Genomic DNA, 16,404 nt, shown 5'->3' on the forward strand with positions numbered 1-16,404 from the left:
CCAGATAGCGGTAATGCCCAGGCGCGCGGCGACGTCGACCATGCTCCCCAACAGTATTCTGTCTTTAGCGCCAGTCACATGGTGTCTAAGTATTAGCTTATTCTGTGTCCGCCAACAACCCCTGCGCCGGGCATTCGTTACGCTCGCTCAGCGGAAAACCCTCATCCTTTTCTCATAGTAAAATTGTCATATCTCAAACAATTAGCATTCCTTCGGCCCGATTGACGCAGATCGTTTCCTTTGCCGTCTCGTTACGTCTATGGTTAATGGTGAGGTGTATTTTTTACCCCTGGATCCGCCAGGTCATATAAGAGGGTGTTTCGCCCTTCGTTGAACGGAATTAGCTATTAAATCCGTAGACTCATTCAAATATCGCTTATTGGTAGCAGTGTATATCGTAACGGCATTCACAAAAGCAAACGGAGCCTGATATGAGCACGTCTAACGACCCATCCAACAACGCATCCGCCGGAAAGTGCCCTTTCCACGCCGAGACGCCCAAGCAGAGCGCCGGCAGCGGCACCGGCAACCGCGACTGGTGGCCTAACCAGCTGCGTGTCGATCTGCTGAACCAGCACTCCAGTCGTTCCAACCCGTTGGGTGAGGATTTTAACTACAGGGAAGAGTTTAAAAAGCTCGATTACTCCGCGCTGAAGGCTGACCTCAGAGCGCTGCTGACCGATTCGCAAGAGTGGTGGCCAGCAGACTGGGGCAGCTATATCGGTCTGTTTATTCGTATGGCCTGGCACGGCGCCGGCACCTACCGCACCGTTGACGGTCGCGGCGGCGCGGGTCGTGGGCAGCAGCGCTTTGCGCCGCTGAACTCCTGGCCTGACAACGTCAGCCTAGATAAGGCCCGCCGTCTGCTGTGGCCGGTGAAACAGAAATATGGCCAGAAAATCTCCTGGGCCGACCTTTACATGCTGGCGGGTAACGTGGCGCTGGAAAACGCCGGCTTCCGCACCTTCGGTTTTGGCGCCGGTCGTGAAGATGTCTGGGAACCGGATCTGGACGTTGACTGGGGCGATGAGAAAGAGTGGCTGGCCCACCGTCACCCGGAAAGCCTGGCGAAACAGGCCATCGGCGCCACCGAAATGGGGCTGATTTACGTTAACCCGGAAGGACCGAACGCCAGCGGCGAGCCGCTGTCCGCCGCCGCGGCCATTCGCGCCACCTTCGGCAATATGGCGATGGACGATGAAGAAATAGTCGCGCTGATCGCCGGCGGCCACACGCTGGGTAAAACCCATGGCGCCGCAGAAACCAGCCACGTCGGCGCCGAGCCGGAAGCCGCGCCGCTGGAAGCACAGGGCCTGGGCTGGCACTCCAGCTACGGCAGCGGCGCAGGCGCGGATGCCATTACCTCCGGTCTGGAAGTGGTCTGGACGCAGACGCCCACCCAGTGGAGCAACTACTTTTTCGAGAACCTGTTCAAATACGAATGGGTGCAGACCCGCAGCCCGGCGGGCGCTATCCAGTTCGAAGCCAAAGACGCCCCGGAAATTATCCCGGATCCGTTTAACCCGGGGAAAAAGCGCAAACCGACCATGCTGGTCACCGACCTGACCCTGCGCTTCGACCCGGAGTTTGAGAAGATCTCCCGTCGCTTCCTCAACGACCCGCAGGCTTTTAACGAGGCCTTCGCCCGGGCGTGGTTCAAGCTGACCCACCGCGATATGGGGCCGAAATCCCGTTACCTCGGGCCGGAAGTGCCAAAAGAAGATCTGATTTGGCAGGATCCGCTGCCGGAGGCCACCCATCAGCCGAGCGCGGAAGACATCGCCAGCCTGAAAACCGCCATCGCCGGCGCCGGCCTGTCGGTGAGTGAGCTGGTATCGGTAGCCTGGGCCTCCGCCTCCACTTTCCGCGGCGGCGATAAGCGCGGCGGCGCCAACGGCGCGCGTCTGGCGCTGGCCCCGCAGAAGGACTGGCCGGTCAATGCTATCGCCAGCCGGGTGCTGCCGACCCTGCAGGCGATCCAGCGAGCTTCCGGCAAAGCGTCGCTGGCCGATATCATCGTGCTGGCTGGCGTGGTCGGCGTTGAGCAGGCTGCGGCGGCGGCTGGCGTCAGCGTCAACGTGCCGTTTACCCCTGGCCGCGTCGACGCCCTGCCTGAGCAGACCGACGTCGAGTCGTTTGACCTGCTGCAGCCGCTGGCGGATGGCTTCCGCAACTACCGTCGCATCGAGGGCGGTGTGTCGACGGAAACGCTGCTGATCGATAAAGCGCAGCAGCTGACCTTAACCGCTCCGGAAATGACGGTTCTGGTGGGTGGACTGCGCGTGCTGGGCGCCAACTACGACGGCAGCAAACACGGGGTGTTTACCGACCGCGTCGGCGTGCTCAGCAATGACTTCTTCGTCAACCTGCTGGATATGGCCACCGTCTGGAAACCGGCCGATGATCGGGCGGAGCTGTTTACCGGCAGCGACCGTAAAACCGGCGAAGCGAAGTACAGCGCCACCCGCGTGGATCTGGTGTTTGGCTCCAACTCGGTCCTTCGCGCCCTGGCGGAAGTGTACGCCTGCGCCGACGGGCAGCAGAAGCTGGTGCATGACTTTGTCGCCGCCTGGACCAAGGTGATGAACCTCGACCGTTTCGACCTGTGATCCCCTCGCCCCGGCACCCGCCGGGGCTTTTTTTTATACCGCCCGCGGCAGCTGTTGCAGGCGGCTCCGCGTTCGCTGAATATCCTCCAGTTCCACCCCGGCCAGCAGCGTCTCCAGGTCGCAGCGGGTCACCAGCAGCAGGCGGATCTGCTTTTCATACAACACATCAATCACGTTGATAAAGCGCTGCTGGGCCGCCGGCCCTACCGTGGCTAGCGGCGGCACCTCGTCCAGTAACCAGACGGCATAACGTTCGCTGAGCGCCAGATAGTCCATCACCGCCGTGGCGGCCTGGCAGAGCTGGGCAAAAGAGAAATGGAGCAAGGCGGGTGACGCCGCGGCCGCCTGCAGCGTGCGGTAGCCTACCTCCAGCGGGACCGGTTCGGCAGGCAGCGAGGGCAGCTCGTACAGCTGACGCTGTGATTCGCCCGGGTTAACCCATAGCCGCCCGCTGCAGAAGGCTTTATCCTGGCTCAGATGCCGTTCGCGATAATCCTCCTCGCCGTTAAGCGCGACGACCGCCAGGTGGGCGCGGATCAGCGCGATCGACGGTAAAAAGCGATCGTGATACAGCGGATTAGGCAGCAGCATCTCCGGCGGGTAGTTAGAGGTAGCCAGCAGCACGATGCCCCGTTGAAAAAGGTGTTCCAGCAGCGCCTTCATCAGCATGGCGTCGCCGGGGTCGTGAAGATGAAATTCGTCGAAACACAGCAGGCGGCAGCCGGAGGTCATCTGCATCATCACCGTCTGCAGGCCAGGCGCGCCGGGGGCATTCAGCCGCTGGTGCAGTTCGCGGAAGAAGTGATGAAAATGGACCCGACGCCGGGTGGCAAGCGGCAGGCTGGCAAAAAAGTGGTCGAGAATATAGCTTTTCCCTCGCCCGGTGCGTCCCCAGACGTACAGTCCCTTCGGCGTGCCGGGCGCGGACAACAGCTGCTGGCCCAGGGCGTCCAGGCGAGCGATGAGCGACAGCTGATCGTCGTCCAGCGTCAGACGGGCACGCGCCGCCTGCTCGGCCATCACGCGGGTAAAGCGAAAATCAGCCGTCGTCATAGTCTGGCCAGATTCCGACGGCACACATCCATTATTTAACATTCTTATAACCTCCGGCAGGAGGCCATTCTAGCCGCTTTCCCACGGGTTGGCGAATCGCGCGGCCAGCGGCCGTTTCCGCTGCCCCACCGCCTGTCTCTACGCTTCTCCGACGCGCCAGTGTACCGAGGTGACGTTCTGCTGAACGCCCACTTGCGCCATAATCTGCGCCAGCGTTTTCTGATGCTGCTTATGGCTAATCAGCTCCGCGCAAATCTCCAGCTGATCCGCCGTGTCTGCTGCCGCCGACTGTAATCCCTGCAGGGTGAACCTCTGCTGCTGAGCAATATTCAGCAGCAGCTGACGCACGGCCTTTTCATGCTCGCGCAAACAGGTGACGCGTAAGATATAGCGTTTTTCTTCGTCACCGGCGCCCGGCAAGGCATGAATACGCTGCGCCGCTTCGCGGAGCAGGATGTTGGCGCACAGAATAATCAGCGTCGCCGCCGTCGCGTTCCAGAACTGCCCCAGGCCGCAAAGGACACCGATACCGGCCGAGCACCACAGGGTGGCGGCGGTATTGAGGCCGCGAACGTTCATGCCATCGCGCATAATCACTCCCGCCCCAAGGAAGCCGATACCGGAGACGATCTGCGCCGCAATGCGCCCCGGGCTGTCCGGCGAGGCCGACATCGCGCTAAGAATAAACACCGCCGCGCCGGTGGCCACCAGCGCATTGGTCCGCAAACCGGCCATACGTTGCCGCCATTGTCTTTCCGCGCCGATCAGCGCTCCCAGCAGCATTGCCGCGAGTAAATGTGTCATATAAGGAAATACCATCGCGCCTTCCTCCAGATAACAGAAAGCAATAAAAATGTATTGATGTCGCGCTCAGCCGCGCCGGGCAATTAGCGGGCGGATGATGGTGGAGGAAATAAGGTGGTGGGAAACAGAAACATAACGATGCCTCTCGCGTTCGGTCGCGAATCACTACATTCAGGGAGGCAATCCGGTAATCAAAGATTGCTGCCCGCCGGTTCGGCAAGCAGCGAAAAGTGTCGCGTTAACTTGCCGGAGAATAACAATAAGGATGACTGTCCAACGCATGACTCCTGTATGAAAGTGGGCACATTATAGCCTGGCGCAATAGCGGGTAAAGCGGGAAAACGCCGCCAGTGAGGATTCGTTTACTCTGACTGGCCCTGGGCCTGGCCCTGCGCAGCGCGACATCGCCTGGCGGAGAACATTGCCCCCCACGGTGATTTACTTCAATTCTTCCCTTAGCGTGCGGCGAAAACCAGCATGAATATCATCTTTTACCCTGCATGGCGCGATCTTGCGCTAAAGATTGCCGTTAACGCTAAAGATTAAAAATTTAAAACTATTAACAATCACTTAACATTAGCAGGCAAACCATTCTTCCTGAGGAACACAACACCATGTCTACCACCCAGGTTCTCGGCGAATCGCCCTATGCTTCGCCAGGACAACCGCACGCCAGCTTAACCGGACGCATTGACGCGCTGCCCGCCTCCTTCGGGTTATGGTCGTTTATCACCTTACTCTCCCTCGGCGGCTTCTTTGAGCTCTACGATTTGTTCCAGACTGGGTACATCAGCGCGGGCCTGCTGGCGGAGGGTATTTTCCATACCGGCGCGGCGGGGATCTTTGGCATCGCCGATCAGGCGGCCTTTGCTTCCGCCACCTTTATGGGGCTGTTTATCGGCGCGAGCCTGCTGGCGCCGCTGGCGGACAAGCTGGGGCGCCGCCTGACCTTTATGGTGGCGCTCGCCTGGTACGGCTTTTTCTCGCTGCTGATGGCGACCCAGAGCAGTGCGGAAGGAGTGATCTTCTTCCGCTTTCTGGTGGGAATCGGCCTCGGCATTGAGCTGGTGACCATTGACACCTACCTCAGCGAATGGGTACCTACCCACCTGCGCAATAAAGCCTTCGCCTTTGCCTTCTTTATTCAGTTCTTGTCGGTTCCGGCGGTAGCGCTGATGTCCTGGATATTGGTGCCAACCACCCTCTTCGGCCTCAGCGGCTGGCGCTGGGTGATCATCTTCGGTGCGCTGTTCTCGCTGGCGATCTGGTTTATCCGCAAAAAGCTGCCGGAGTCAGCCCGCTGGCTGGAAAGCAAAGGGCGGCATGATGAAGCGCATGCGGTGATGTGCGCCATGGAAGCCCGCTGCGGCCTGACGCCGTCGCCGAAGCATGTGCAGGCGGCACAGAGCGTCGTCAAACGCGGCACCTTCGGCGAAATCTGGGCGCCGCAGTACCGGCAGCGAACCCTGATGCTGATGGTGATGAATTTCTTCCAGGCGATCGGTTTCTTCGGCTTTGGCAACTGGCTGCCAGCGCTGCTTTCCGGTCAGGGGGCCAGTATCACCCACAGTCTGCTGTACGCCTTCTTTATCACCCTCGCCTATCCGCTGGGCTGCCTGTTCTGCACCCGCTTCGTGCATCGCTTTGAGAACAAGTGGCAGATCGTACTCTCCGCGCTGATGACCGTCATCTTCGGCACCCTGTTTGCGCTGCAAAACAATCCTATCCTGCTGGTGATCTGCGGGTTTATGATCACCTGGTCCAACGCCTGGCTGACCATCAGCTACCACGCCTACCAGGCCGAGGTCTTCCCGACCCATATTCGCGCCCGCGCCGTCGGCTTCTGCTACTCGTTCAGTCGTCTCTCGACCGCGGTGACCAGCATCCTGATCGGCATTATTCTGCAATATGCCGGCACGCCGGGGGTGATTAGCTTTATCGTCGTCAGTATGCTGATGGTGATGCTGTCGGTGGGGATCTTCGGCCCGAGAACCCGGGGCATTCGACTGGAGAATATCTGAGGCTGGCCTCAGCCAAAAATCCCCTGCGCCTCGGCGAAGCATTTTTCCGCCAGGGACGAGACCGGCTCCTGCTGGCGCATAATCAGCGCCAGCTGCGAATCGACCTGGGTTTCGGCGATCGGCAGAATTTCAAGATTATCGCTCAGCGCTTCGAGGCCGTTGTTAAGCGGCATAATGGCGCAGCAGATCCCCGCCTGCACCGCCTGGATAATCTGAAACGTTGAATCGCTTTCAAAGACAGACGTCGGGGTTAGCCCTTTGGCCTTAAAGCTGATTTCAATGGATTCCCGGTAGTACATTCCCTTGGTCAGAAAGCCAAGGGGCAGCGCCGCCAGCGTATCCCAGCCCGGCGTCCCGGCGCTGAAGTCGAAATGGCGTTTATCGTGCAGCAGTCCCATCCGGGTTTGCGGCAGCCGGGCGATCTTAAACAGGCGTTCATCCAGATGCTGCAGGTAACAGATCCCCAGGTCCAGCTGGTTGCGGCTGACGCCATCGATAATCTGCTCCGAGGTCATTGACAGCAGGCTGAACTGCAGCGCCGGGTATTTCTCCGCGAGGGGTTTAATCAGCTGCATCGGGTTGAGGCTCGCCAGTGGCACCATACCAACCCGCAGCTGGCCGACCATCTGCCCGCGACAGATGGCCGCCTCCGCCGCCAGGCCGTCATGGGCGGCAAGCACCGCCCGCGCCCACGCGAGGATCCGCTCCCCCTCAGGGGTAAAACCCTCAAAGCGCTGCCCGCGCTGGATAAGGGTCAGGTTCAGCTCCTCTTCCAGATTACGAATGCGCATGGAGAGGGTTGGCTGGGTAATATGGCAGGCTGCCGCCGCCTGGCCAAAATGGCGCGTCTGATCGAGCGCGATCAAATACTTGAGTTGCTTAATATCCATTCTCTTTCCCGTTTGAACCCCGCCGTTCACCCCCGGGGCCGCGCACAGGTTACCAGAATGTTAGTTTCATCACCGATAAATTCAAGCGAGGACAGGAGGGGCGACGGGGCGCAGGACGGCGCGACGCCGCCCAACGCCCTGCTTCTTTAACGCGCGCTGGCCAGCGGGCGAATCTCTTTCGAGCGCAGCGTCAGGCGGACAGGAACTGACTTATAGGAGGGCGTACCGCTCTCTTCATCCAGATAGTTCAAGGGCACCAGCACGTTGGCTTCCGGATAATAGGCGCCGACGGTGCCGGGCGCGATGCCGTAGGCCACCACGGTGATATCTCTGAGCGTCAACGCGCTGCCCGGCAGCGCTGTGTGGATATCCACCCGATCGCCATGCTCCAGGCCCTGGTCGGCCATATCCTGCTCGTTCATAAACAGCACGTCGCGACGGCCAAAAACGCCGCGGTAACGGTCATCCATAGCGTAGATGGTGGTGTTGTACTGGTCGTGGCTGCGCAGGGTCACTAAGCGCATCACATCCTCGCCCTCCACCACCACGTTCTCATGCACGCCTTTGAAAACCGAGAACATGGCTTTGCCGGTGGCGGTAGGCCAGATGCGCTCGGTCGGCGGCAGCGGCATGCGAAAGCCCCCGGGGTGGCGAATGCGCTGGTTGTAATCCTCGAACCCCGGAATGGTCTGTTCGATCAGATCGCGAATGCGGTCGTAATCTTCCACCAGATACAGCCAGTCGACTTTGCTGGCCGGCAGAGTGGCCTTCGCCAGACCGGCGACAATCGCCGGCTCCGAGCGCAGCGTCGGCGAGGCGGGCTTAAGCTTGCCTGAGGAGGCATGTACCATCGACATCGAATCCTCGACGGTGATCGACTGTCTGCCGCTGGCCTGCAGGTCAAGCTCGGTGCGGCCCAGACACGGCAGAATAAAGGTCTCTTTCGCCGTCAGCAGGTGCGAGCGGTTGAGCTTGGTGCCGACGTGAACGCTGAGCTCAAGGTTGCGCATCGCCGGGAAAGCGCGTTCGTGATCCGGCATCGCCACGGCGAAGTTGCCCCCGAGGCAGATCAGGGCTTTGGCGTCGCCAGCGATCATGGCCTCCAGCGCCTTCACCGCATCGTGACCATGATGCCGCGGCGGCACGATCCCCATCACCCGCTGCAGGCTGTCGAGGAAGGCCGCGGTGGGTTTTTCGCTGATCCCGACGGTGCGGTTTCCCTGCACGTTTGAATGGCCGCGTAATGGGCAGATCCCGGCTCCCGGCTTGCCGATATTGCCGCGCATCAGCAGCAGGTCGGCAATCAGCCGGACGTTGGAGGTGCCTTTATTATGCTGGGTGATCCCCATGCCGTAGGTGACGATGGTGGCCGTGGATTTGGCGTAAGCCACCGCGACCTGGGTTAGCGACTCGCGCGTCAGACCGGACTCCTGCTCAATATCCTGCCAGCGGGTGGCGTGCAGATCCTCGGCGAAGGCGGCGAACCCCTGGGTATGTTGCGCAATAAACGCGTGGTCGAGCACCTGGCCCTGCTCCTCCTCCAGCTGCAGCAGCGCTTTGGCGATCCCTTTCAGCGCCGCCGCGTCGCCGCCGGCCCGTACCTGGTAGTAGGTCGACGCGATCGGCGTCGAGCGATATGTCGCCATCTCCATCACGTTCTGCGGGTCGGCAAAACGCTCCAGCGCCCGCTCACGCAATGGGTTAAAAACGATAATCGGCACACCCCGGCGGGAAAGCTCATGCAGAGTGCCCATCATCCGCGGATGGTTGGTGCCCGGATTATGGCCGATGGAGATCACCAGTTCGGTCTGGTCAAAATCATCGAGGGAGACGGTGCCTTTGCCAATGCCGATCGACTGCGGCAGGCCCACGCTGGTGGATTCATGGCACATGTTAGAGCAGTCGGGAAAGTTATTGGTGCCGTACTCGCGGGCAAACAGCTGAAACAGCCACGCCGCTTCATTGGAGGCCCGTCCGGAGGTGTAGAATTCAACTTCATCTGGCTGCAGGCCGCGAAGGATCTCGCCGATACGGGCGAAGGCCGCCTCCCACGCCACCGGTCGCAGGGTATCGCTGGCGCGGTCGTAGACCAAAGGATGGGTTAAGCGGCCATAGCCCTCCAGTTCAAAATCGCTTTTCGCCAGCAGGGAGGTCACGGTGTTAGCCGCGAGGAACGCTGGCGTCACCCGTTTGGTGGTCGCCTCCCAGGTAACGGCTTTGGCGCCATTTTCGCAAAACTGAAAAGTGGATTTATGCTCTTTATCCGGCCAGGCGCAGCCCGGGCAGTCAAACCCATCCGGCTGGTTAGTTCGCAGCAGCGTGGCGGGCGCCTCGAAGGCATCCATCTGGGTACGCACGGCAATGGCCGTGGCCTTCAGCGCGCCCCATCCGCCTGCCGGACCGTCATAGGGGTGAACACCGGGAACCGCGCGTCTTTTATTGGTCATCTTTTTACTCCTGCTGCTCTGTTCTGGTCGCCGCCGGCCGAAAAAAAGCGTGCGACGACCCCGGCGACGAGGCGTGGTGTGCGCGGCGTCACCTGATAAGAATGCTGTTTCTCAAGGATAGTACGATGGGAAAGCGTAGGTACTGCGTTTGTTAACCGAATAATAACATACGCCACAAATCTGTATAATTGATGTTATCTATCGGGTGTTAAATTTAACTTATTTGCAAATTTTGCTTTTATCGCCGCCCTCTGCGCGGCGGGTCACGCGGGGACGGGAAAGTGATGACCGGGCAGCGGAAACTGCCCGGCGCGCAGGGGTTCAGGTCAGGTTGAAGTAACGGTCCGGACGCAGCGTCTCCGGCAGCGGATGTTGACCGGTCATGTCGAGCAGATTGCGCTCAATGGTGTTGCACATCGCGTTCAGCGGCAGGTCGTTGGCGGCGGTGCCGAAAGGATCCTCCAGCTCTTCCGCCAGCGAATCCCAGGATAAAAAGGTGTAGGAGATAAAGACCGAGACAAACGGCGTCATGTAGTGCAGATCCCCGACCAGGGCGAACGGCAGCAGCGTGCAGAACAGGTACACGGTGCGCTGCAGGATCAGGGTATAGGCGAACGGCACCGGGGTGGTGGCCAGCCTTTCGCAGCCGCCCAGCACGTGCGCCAGCTCATCGAGCTTATTGTCCATCAGCCCGTAGGTGATGTCGCTCAGCTTGCCCGCCTCGCGCAGCTGGCCAATTTCGTTACCGGCCAGCAGCAGGATCCGGTTGGTGGGCATCGAACTGGCGAGGATCTCCGTCACCCTCTCCTCGGGCAGCAGCCGCCGCAGGTCAGCCGTCGGATCGGTTTTGCGCAGCTGGTGCTTCAGGCTCCAGCTGAAGGCCACCAGATAGCTGACGATGCGCTGATGGGCATCGTGTTCCGCCGGCAGGATATTGCGCAGCTGGCGCACCAGGGTGCGTTCGGCGATAAGCACCGTCCCCCACAGATTGCGCGCCTCGACGAAGCGGCTGTAGCTGGCGCTGTTGCGAAAGCCGAGGAAAATCGCTATCGCGATGCCCAGCAGACTGAACGGCGCCACCGTTAAGTGGATCCCCAGCTGCGCGTACCATTGATAGCTGATAATGGCGATGATGGACATCAGCACATTAAGCAGCAGACGAAAGATGATTTTTGACAGCACGGAGCCGTGCCAGTCAAATAGGCGAAGAAACCAGTGTTGTTCTGGCCGAATGATCATTGTCTGACTTCCTGAATTACCGCTCTGGTCATTATCTCGAAATAAAGAATAGAGATTATCTATGAACCGATTGGTTTATTTTATCGTTAACTGCAACGGGCAGATCTGCGCCATTATTTAGCGATGGTAATGGCCGGCTCAGTATGAGCCTTATTTATCGTTCAGGCAATCAATGCGCGGGCGGAAGGGGCGAGGAATAATGGCTCAGGGATAAAATAACCGCTGAGCCAGTCTATTTCCGCTTATGACGTCAGGCAGTTTGCCTCCTCCGGCGAACTGGCAACCGCCGCGCAGGGATCCAGATGCACCATCACATTAAGCACCGGATGCTGCGCCATGACCCGCTCCCGCGCCTGCCGGGCAATCTGATGCCCTTCAGCGACCGACAGCTCTCCGGCTACCTCGAGATGGACATCCACCAGCACCAGATCCCCCGCCTTACGGGTTTTCAAATCGTGCAGACCCGCCACGCCCGGCGTGGCCCGCAGCGTGCCGGCGATTGCCCGCTGCGTCTCTTCATCGACAGCGCGGTCCATTAAATCGTGCAGCGCGGTGGCGGCGAAACGATAGCCCATCCGCGTAATCACCAGCCCTACCGCCAGCGCGGCGAGCGGGTCGAACCAGGCGAACCCGGCCAGATTACCGATAATCCCCAGCGCCACCACCAGGGATGACGCGGCGTCTGAGCGGGCATGCCAGGCGTTGGCGATGAGCAGCGAGGAGTTCAGCCGCCTGGCGGCCGCCAGCATATAGCGAAACAGCCCCTCTTTGACCACCAGCGCCGTCAGCGCCATCCACAGCGCCACGCTGTGCACCGGCGGAATCGTCTGCGGTTGCGCGAGATGACCCGCGGCAGACCACAGCATACCGACCCCGACCAGCACCAGGATCGCGCCGAGGACCAGAGAGGCGCCGTTCTCATAACGCCAGTGGCCATAATGGTGATCGTGGTCAGACGGTCGGCGACTCTTTTTATTCGCCACCAGCACGACGCCATCGGCGAGCAGATCGGAAAAAGAGTGCATGCCATCGGCAATTAACCCCTGGGAACCAGAATATATTCCCACCGCAATCTGCAACGCGGAGAGAAAAATATTGACCACCACGCTAACCAGGGTACTTCTTCGCGCCTGCTCAGAACGCTGATGATATTTATTATCATTTTCAAAATTATGTTGTGCCATTATTTCTCTCCCTCAGTGAGCGGGAAGAATAAACTGACAAGCTGAGTTTATGCTTAACAATATAAAAGCCATTGCCTTGCTGTTTAACGAAATCGCTGCGGTCGTTAATTACTGTATTCTGAAAGTGTGGCCCCGGAGGTACAACCGCGCGCGGATGGACTATCTTATCACTGGCGACCGACAGGTCGGGCCACCTTCTCTTAGCCACCACAGGAGTCAGCGATGTCAGCAATCACACCATCCCGGCTGCGTTTTGCCATTAATCTGGGCAATGCGGTACTGGCCCATCCTGGAGAAAACGGCGAGCCGACAGGCATTACCCCCGAGCTCAGCCATCGACTGGCGCAGCGCTGGGGCGTCGTCGCCGAGTTCGTCACCTATCCTGCCGCCGGTAAAGTGGTGGCCGACGCCGGCGGCGAACGCTGGGATATCGCCTTTCTGGCTATCGACCCGGCGAGGGAGGCGACCCTGCGCTTTACTTCTCCCTATATCACCATTCAGGGGACCGCGCTGGTGAGAGCCGGTTCGCCCTGCCAGAGCGTGGCCGATATGGATCGCCCGGCAACCACGATTAACGTCGGGCAAAACGCCGCCTACGATCTGTGGCTCACCCGCCATCTGCAGCACGCCAGCCTGAATCGTCTCCCCTCCTCGCAGGAGGCCATCGACGCCTTCCTCGCCGGTGAAGGGGATATGGTCGCTGGCATCCGTCAGCCGCTGGAGGCGACAGCGCGCCGCCATCCGGGGGTGCGGGTCTTAGCGGATAATTTTACCGAGATCCAGCAGGCCATCTGCGTCGCCCGGGATGATGTGGTCCGCTTTAACGCGGTGAATGACGCGTTGGACGAATGGCGGGCGGACGGTAGCCTGGAGGCGCTGATTGCCCGGCACCTGGGCAAGGCGGGCTGAATCACGCCTCCGCCATCCGGCGCATGGCGCAATGCCAGGCGCCGTTACGTACCGAGGCGCGCAGCACGCGGGCGATCGCCAGTACCATCAGACGCGTCGTGCGCCGCTGCAGCGGCGACAGCGACAGTCCCAGCATCTCCTGCGCCCATGGCGGCAGAAGATCGATCCCGGCCCGCATCATCACCTGGCCAACCGGCTGACTCAGGCGACCCGGCAGACGGGTGGTGAGCAGTACCTCGGCTACCTCCCGGGTACGTTCGTCACAGCGCAGCTGCGGACGCATCGCCTCAAGATAGTCCGCGACCTCATTCGGCGTCTGGGGAATATCTTTGGCTCCCAACCGACGAGCGATCTCCGCCGACTCGCGAAAATAGTCCTCCTGGCGCTGGACGCTGACCACCGTCCGCTTGTAGCGCAGGTGGGAGGCCATAAAGCGGCTGCACTCAGCGACATGCACCCAGGTCAACAGCGCCGGGTCGCTTGCCTGATACGGCGTGCCGTCCTTGTCCACCCCGGCGATCCGCTGATGGATCCCCTGCACTTTGGCGATCAGCCGCTCGGCGTCGGGGGTGGCGGCGAAGGTGGTAGCGGAGATAAACTGACTGGTGCGACGCAGGCGGCCAAAGATATCCTCGCGGAAACGGGAGTGGTCCCAGACGCCGGCCAGCGCCAGGGGGTGCAGCATCTGCAGCAACAGCGCGCTAATGCCGCCGCACAGCATTGAGGTAAAATCGCCATGCACCTGCCAGATGGCTGATTGCGGACCAAAAAGCCCCGGCTCCCCTTTGGGCTGTTCAAAATCAATCTCTTTTAGCGCCATGCCGGTCAGGCCGAGCACCTGCGCCTCGATCATTCCGCGAATGCCGATCATGCTGGAGTCCCTTACGTTTACCAAAGGACCAAAGATACCACTATTGCGCAGCGGAGGCAGTGACAGGGAGAGAGATCGCGGGAACGGTGCCCGCAGAGTGCGGGCACAACAGCTTATGGATTTAGCTGGTAGTCAAGGGTGATATTGGCTTTCAGCACCTGTGATACCGGGCAGCCGGCCTTCGCTTTCTGGATGATCTCATCGAACGCCGCCGGCGCAACGCCGGGCAGGACAATCTGGCTTTGCAACGCGATGTCGGTTATTGCAAACCCACCGTCGGTTTTATTAAGGGTGACCACTGCGGTGGTGTCGATGGACGTCGCGGTATAGCCCTCTTCGCTGAGCATCAACGATAGGGCCATCGAGAAGCAGGCGGCATGTGCGGCGCCGATCAGCTCTTCGGGGTTGGTGCCTTTCACCCCTTCAAAACGGGTATTAAAGCCGTAGGGCTGCTGGCTCAGCGCCCCGCTCTCCGTCGACACGGTGCCTTTGCCATGCTTGAGATCGCCTTCCCAGTGCGCCAGCCCTTTCTTATGAATCGCCATATGACTCCTCCTGTGATGATGTCGAACAAAAAGTATAGTGCCTGATGCTGAACCTGCTTCTATTCTGCGGCCCGCCGCATCAGCGTTCCCAAAAAGTTCCCGTTGCGGATGACGCTAACGGCCATCGTGAGGATGGTAAGGATCGGTTTTGTCATCCTCGCTGTCGTCCCGTTTACGCGGCACTTCGCCATGTTCGTCAGGCGCCTCGCGCGCAGGGTGCTTCCCGCGCTCCTCGTCATGCGGGTGGGATGTTGTGCTCATACCGGTAAGCTCCCCTTACTTAGGCGACTGTTTGAGCAGGCGATCGATACGTACTACCGGCGGCGTCATTTTGCGATCAAGGCTGCCGTTAATACTGACCAGATCGTCAGGCTCTACGTGCTGTTCATTAAACGCGGCAACCGGAATAATGGCGGTGATGGTGCCGCTTTTATCGCGAAACTGATAACGGTCATTCCCCTGTCGGGTGAGCAGATTGCCGCGCAGGGAAACCGTGGCGCCGTCGTGCATGGTTTTCGCCTGCTCAACGGTCATGATCCGCCCCTCCTCGACGCCGCGATAGCCGTCATCGAGTTTGTGCGGCGGCGGCGGCGCGGCATCCTGGCTAAAACCGCCTTTATCGTCCGCCTGCGCGACCGCGGCGGCAAACAAACAGACCATGGCCAAGGCTAATTTTTTCATCATGCCTCCTTGTTTTTGCTGATGAACAGATTAAAGCCTGGCTGAGGCTGGCCATTTTTACAAAGTCAATTGTTCTGATATCGTCTAATATAAGAATGTCCTTATCGTTACGCTGATGGCGAAACGAAACGCGGGGAAATAATAATGACTGAGAATCAACAACCTTGTCACATCGTCGGCGAGAATGAACAGGCCCTCCGCTTTGAATATCGCTTCAGGCGCTATGGGATAATTGTTCTCAGCCTCATCATCCTTACCGCATTGAGCGGCCTGTGGTCCTCCGGATATTTCAGTGAGGCGCACCGGGAAAGCCCTAATGGTGAATTACGCGTCGATTACCAGCGTTATGCCAGACTGATGAGTGAAACCGAACTGAATATTCAGATCAAACCCACGCAGGAAAATGACACGACGATCAGTTTCGCCGCCACGTTATTAACCCGTTACCAGGTTGGCGATATCCGCCCGCAGCCGGATAAGATGTACAGTGCCGACGGGAAATTACATCTGGTGTATCAGCGGACAACCAGCAGCTCGCCGCAATCGGTATGGTTATCTATTACCCCCAAAACGATAGGCAATATTTCCCTGCAGGCGGCAGTCAACGATCGCCCTGCCGTCAGCTGGCAACAGTTTGTCTATCCGTAGGAGTCGCGATGGAAATGGTCCTCAGAGCCGCAGCAATCTATCTGATCCTGCTGATTATTTTCAAGATTGCCGGTAGACGAACCCTGATGCAGTTAACCAATTTTGACCTGATACTGCTGCTGATTATCAGTGAAGCGACCCAGCAGGCAATGCTCAGCACAGACTATTCCGTTACCGGTTCGATGCTGACTATCGTCACCCTGGTCAGTATTGATATTTTATTCGGCTATATTAAGAAAAAATTTGCCCAGGCGGAAAATTTTCTGGATGGCACGCCGGTTATCGTAGTGGAAAATGGTGCTGTCATCGATGAGAAAATGAAGCTCGTCAATATTTCTGTCGATGATATCCTGCTGGCGGCCAGGCAGCACCATGGGATTTATGAACTGAAAGCGATAAAATTCGCTATTCTCGAACGTAACGGCCAGATATCCATTATTCCGGAACAGGAATAACACCGGCTTAGCTATTTATCGCGCTCCGGTTGTTTATCCCCCGATTCC

General features: G+C 59.3%; 15 protein-coding genes and 1 riboswitch. Of the genes, 5 read left to right on the forward strand and 10 right to left on the reverse strand.

The features are described 5' to 3' along the window. Positions 1-8 precede the first annotated feature (8 nt). Positions 9-88: riboswitch (ZMP/ZTP riboswitch) on the reverse strand. Between the two features lie 343 nt (positions 89-431). Next, complete coding sequence (gene katG / locus GQR96_RS12595; RefSeq protein ID WP_065904314.1) at positions 432-2,609, forward strand: catalase/peroxidase HPI; 2,178 nt, start codon at positions 432-434, stop codon at positions 2,607-2,609. 33 nt (positions 2,610-2,642) lie between these two features. Here katG and zapE read toward each other — a convergent pair whose 3' ends face one another. Next, positions 2,643-3,704, reverse strand: a complete 1,062-nt coding sequence (gene zapE / locus GQR96_RS12600) for a cell division protein ZapE (protein WP_236948507.1) — start codon at positions 3,702-3,704, stop codon at positions 2,643-2,645. A 96-nt stretch (positions 3,705-3,800) separates the two neighbouring features. Beyond that, positions 3,801-4,481 carry an MgtC family protein gene (locus tag GQR96_RS12605; RefSeq protein ID WP_004202612.1) on the reverse strand — a complete coding sequence of 227 codons (681 nt, stop codon included), beginning with the start codon at positions 4,479-4,481 and terminating at the stop codon, positions 3,801-3,803. 599 nt (positions 4,482-5,080) lie between these two features. Here GQR96_RS12605 and GQR96_RS12610 point away from each other — a divergent pair. Continuing rightward, positions 5,081-6,487: an MFS transporter gene (locus GQR96_RS12610; protein WP_004202615.1), complete on the forward strand. Its 1,407-nt coding sequence runs from the start codon at positions 5,081-5,083 to the stop codon at positions 6,485-6,487. An 8-nt stretch (positions 6,488-6,495) separates the two neighbouring features. On the opposite strand, the gene GQR96_RS12615 is transcribed toward GQR96_RS12610, so the two are convergent. The 4 genes from GQR96_RS12615 to GQR96_RS12630 all read right to left on the reverse strand — a co-directional run bounded on the left by GQR96_RS12615 (position 6,496) and on the right by GQR96_RS12630 (position 12,247). Further along, the gene (locus GQR96_RS12615) at positions 6,496-7,377 is read right to left on the reverse strand and encodes a LysR family transcriptional regulator (protein ID WP_004202617.1); all 882 of its coding nucleotides are present in this window, start codon (positions 7,375-7,377) and stop codon (positions 6,496-6,498) included. A 146-nt stretch (positions 7,378-7,523) separates the two neighbouring features. Beyond that, positions 7,524-9,824 carry an FdhF/YdeP family oxidoreductase gene (locus GQR96_RS12620; RefSeq protein ID WP_064177782.1) on the reverse strand — a complete coding sequence of 767 codons (2,301 nt, stop codon included), beginning with the start codon at positions 9,822-9,824 and terminating at the stop codon, positions 7,524-7,526. 321 nt (positions 9,825-10,145) lie between these two features. Further along, positions 10,146-11,063 carry a bestrophin family protein gene (locus GQR96_RS12625; protein WP_023318342.1) on the reverse strand — a complete coding sequence of 306 codons (918 nt, stop codon included), beginning with the start codon at positions 11,061-11,063 and terminating at the stop codon, positions 10,146-10,148. 242 nt (positions 11,064-11,305) lie between these two features. Beyond that, positions 11,306-12,247 (reverse strand): cation diffusion facilitator family transporter, encoded by a 942-nt coding sequence (locus tag GQR96_RS12630; RefSeq protein ID WP_017900540.1) that lies wholly within the window; start codon positions 12,245-12,247, stop codon positions 11,306-11,308. A 222-nt stretch (positions 12,248-12,469) separates the two neighbouring features. Here GQR96_RS12630 and GQR96_RS12635 point away from each other — a divergent pair, with 222 nt between their 5' ends. Continuing rightward, a complete protein-coding gene (locus tag GQR96_RS12635) occupies positions 12,470-13,156 on the forward strand; it encodes an ABC transporter substrate-binding protein (RefSeq protein WP_004202628.1) in 687 nt (228 codons plus the stop codon). 1 nt (position 13,157) lies between these two features. Here the strand turns inward: GQR96_RS12635 and GQR96_RS12640 are convergent, their stop codons facing one another. The 4 genes from GQR96_RS12640 to GQR96_RS12655 all read right to left on the reverse strand — a co-directional run bounded on the left by GQR96_RS12640 (position 13,158) and on the right by GQR96_RS12655 (position 15,253). Continuing rightward, positions 13,158-14,027, reverse strand: coding sequence for an oxygenase MpaB family protein (locus GQR96_RS12640; RefSeq protein WP_032456112.1), 870 nt, complete (start codon positions 14,025-14,027; stop codon positions 13,158-13,160). Between the two features lie 113 nt (positions 14,028-14,140). Then, positions 14,141-14,572: an OsmC family protein gene (locus GQR96_RS12645; RefSeq protein ID WP_004202630.1), complete on the reverse strand. Its 432-nt coding sequence runs from the start codon at positions 14,570-14,572 to the stop codon at positions 14,141-14,143. Positions 14,573-14,686: 114 nt separating this feature from the next. Then, on the reverse strand, positions 14,687-14,833 hold the full coding sequence (locus GQR96_RS12650; protein ID WP_017900537.1) for a hypothetical protein: 147 nt from the start codon (positions 14,831-14,833) through the stop codon (positions 14,687-14,689). A gap of 15 nt (positions 14,834-14,848) precedes the next feature. Further along, the gene (locus GQR96_RS12655; RefSeq protein ID WP_236948508.1) at positions 14,849-15,253 is read right to left on the reverse strand and encodes a YdeI family stress tolerance OB fold protein; all 405 of its coding nucleotides are present in this window, start codon (positions 15,251-15,253) and stop codon (positions 14,849-14,851) included. 144 nt (positions 15,254-15,397) lie between these two features. On the opposite strand from GQR96_RS12655, the gene GQR96_RS12660 reads away from it, so the two are divergent. Together GQR96_RS12660 and GQR96_RS12665 are read left to right on the forward strand one after the other, a co-directional pair. Next, entirely contained in the window at positions 15,398-15,901 is a 504-nt protein-coding gene (locus GQR96_RS12660) for a hypothetical protein (RefSeq protein WP_069734153.1), read from the forward strand. Positions 15,902-15,909: 8 nt separating this feature from the next. Then, complete coding sequence (locus tag GQR96_RS12665; RefSeq protein ID WP_004202634.1) at positions 15,910-16,356, forward strand: DUF421 domain-containing protein; 447 nt, start codon at positions 15,910-15,912, stop codon at positions 16,354-16,356. Positions 16,357-16,404 lie beyond the last annotated feature (48 nt).

It is taken from the genome of Klebsiella sp. PCX (assembly GCF_021869705.1).
GTDB lineage: Bacteria > Pseudomonadota > Gammaproteobacteria > Enterobacterales > Enterobacteriaceae > Klebsiella > Klebsiella quasipneumoniae.

What these genes read in the sequence shown, in the direction of transcription:
- GQR96_RS12625 (WP_023318342.1), bottom strand. Translation starts at nt 11,063, where the DNA reads ATGATCATTCGGCCAGAACAACACTGGTTTCTTCGCCTATTTGACTGG.
- katG (WP_065904314.1), top strand. Translation starts at nt 432, where the DNA reads ATGAGCACGTCTAACGACCCATCCAACAACGCATCCGCCGGAAAGTGC.
- GQR96_RS12640 (WP_032456112.1), bottom strand. Translation starts at nt 14,027, where the DNA reads ATGATCGGCATTCGCGGAATGATCGAGGCGCAGGTGCTCGGCCTGACC.
- GQR96_RS12620 (WP_064177782.1), bottom strand. Translation starts at nt 9,824, where the DNA reads ATGACCAATAAAAGACGCGCGGTTCCCGGTGTTCACCCCTATGACGGT.
- GQR96_RS12645 (WP_004202630.1), bottom strand. Translation starts at nt 14,572, where the DNA reads ATGGCGATTCATAAGAAAGGGCTGGCGCACTGGGAAGGCGATCTCAAG.
- zapE (WP_236948507.1), bottom strand. Translation starts at nt 3,704, where the DNA reads ATGTTAAATAATGGATGTGTGCCGTCGGAATCTGGCCAGACTATGACG.
- GQR96_RS12650 (WP_017900537.1), bottom strand. Translation starts at nt 14,833, where the DNA reads ATGAGCACAACATCCCACCCGCATGACGAGGAGCGCGGGAAGCACCCT.
- GQR96_RS12660 (WP_069734153.1), top strand. Translation starts at nt 15,398, where the DNA reads ATGACTGAGAATCAACAACCTTGTCACATCGTCGGCGAGAATGAACAG.
- GQR96_RS12655 (WP_236948508.1), bottom strand. Translation starts at nt 15,253, where the DNA reads ATGAAAAAATTAGCCTTGGCCATGGTCTGTTTGTTTGCCGCCGCGGTC.
- GQR96_RS12615 (WP_004202617.1), bottom strand. Translation starts at nt 7,377, where the DNA reads ATGGATATTAAGCAACTCAAGTATTTGATCGCGCTCGATCAGACGCGC.
- GQR96_RS12610 (WP_004202615.1), top strand. Translation starts at nt 5,081, where the DNA reads ATGTCTACCACCCAGGTTCTCGGCGAATCGCCCTATGCTTCGCCAGGA.
- GQR96_RS12635 (WP_004202628.1), top strand. Translation starts at nt 12,470, where the DNA reads ATGTCAGCAATCACACCATCCCGGCTGCGTTTTGCCATTAATCTGGGC.
- GQR96_RS12665 (WP_004202634.1), top strand. Translation starts at nt 15,910, where the DNA reads ATGGAAATGGTCCTCAGAGCCGCAGCAATCTATCTGATCCTGCTGATT.
- GQR96_RS12630 (WP_017900540.1), bottom strand. Translation starts at nt 12,247, where the DNA reads ATGGCACAACATAATTTTGAAAATGATAATAAATATCATCAGCGTTCT.
- GQR96_RS12605 (WP_004202612.1), bottom strand. Translation starts at nt 4,481, where the DNA reads ATGGTATTTCCTTATATGACACATTTACTCGCGGCAATGCTGCTGGGA.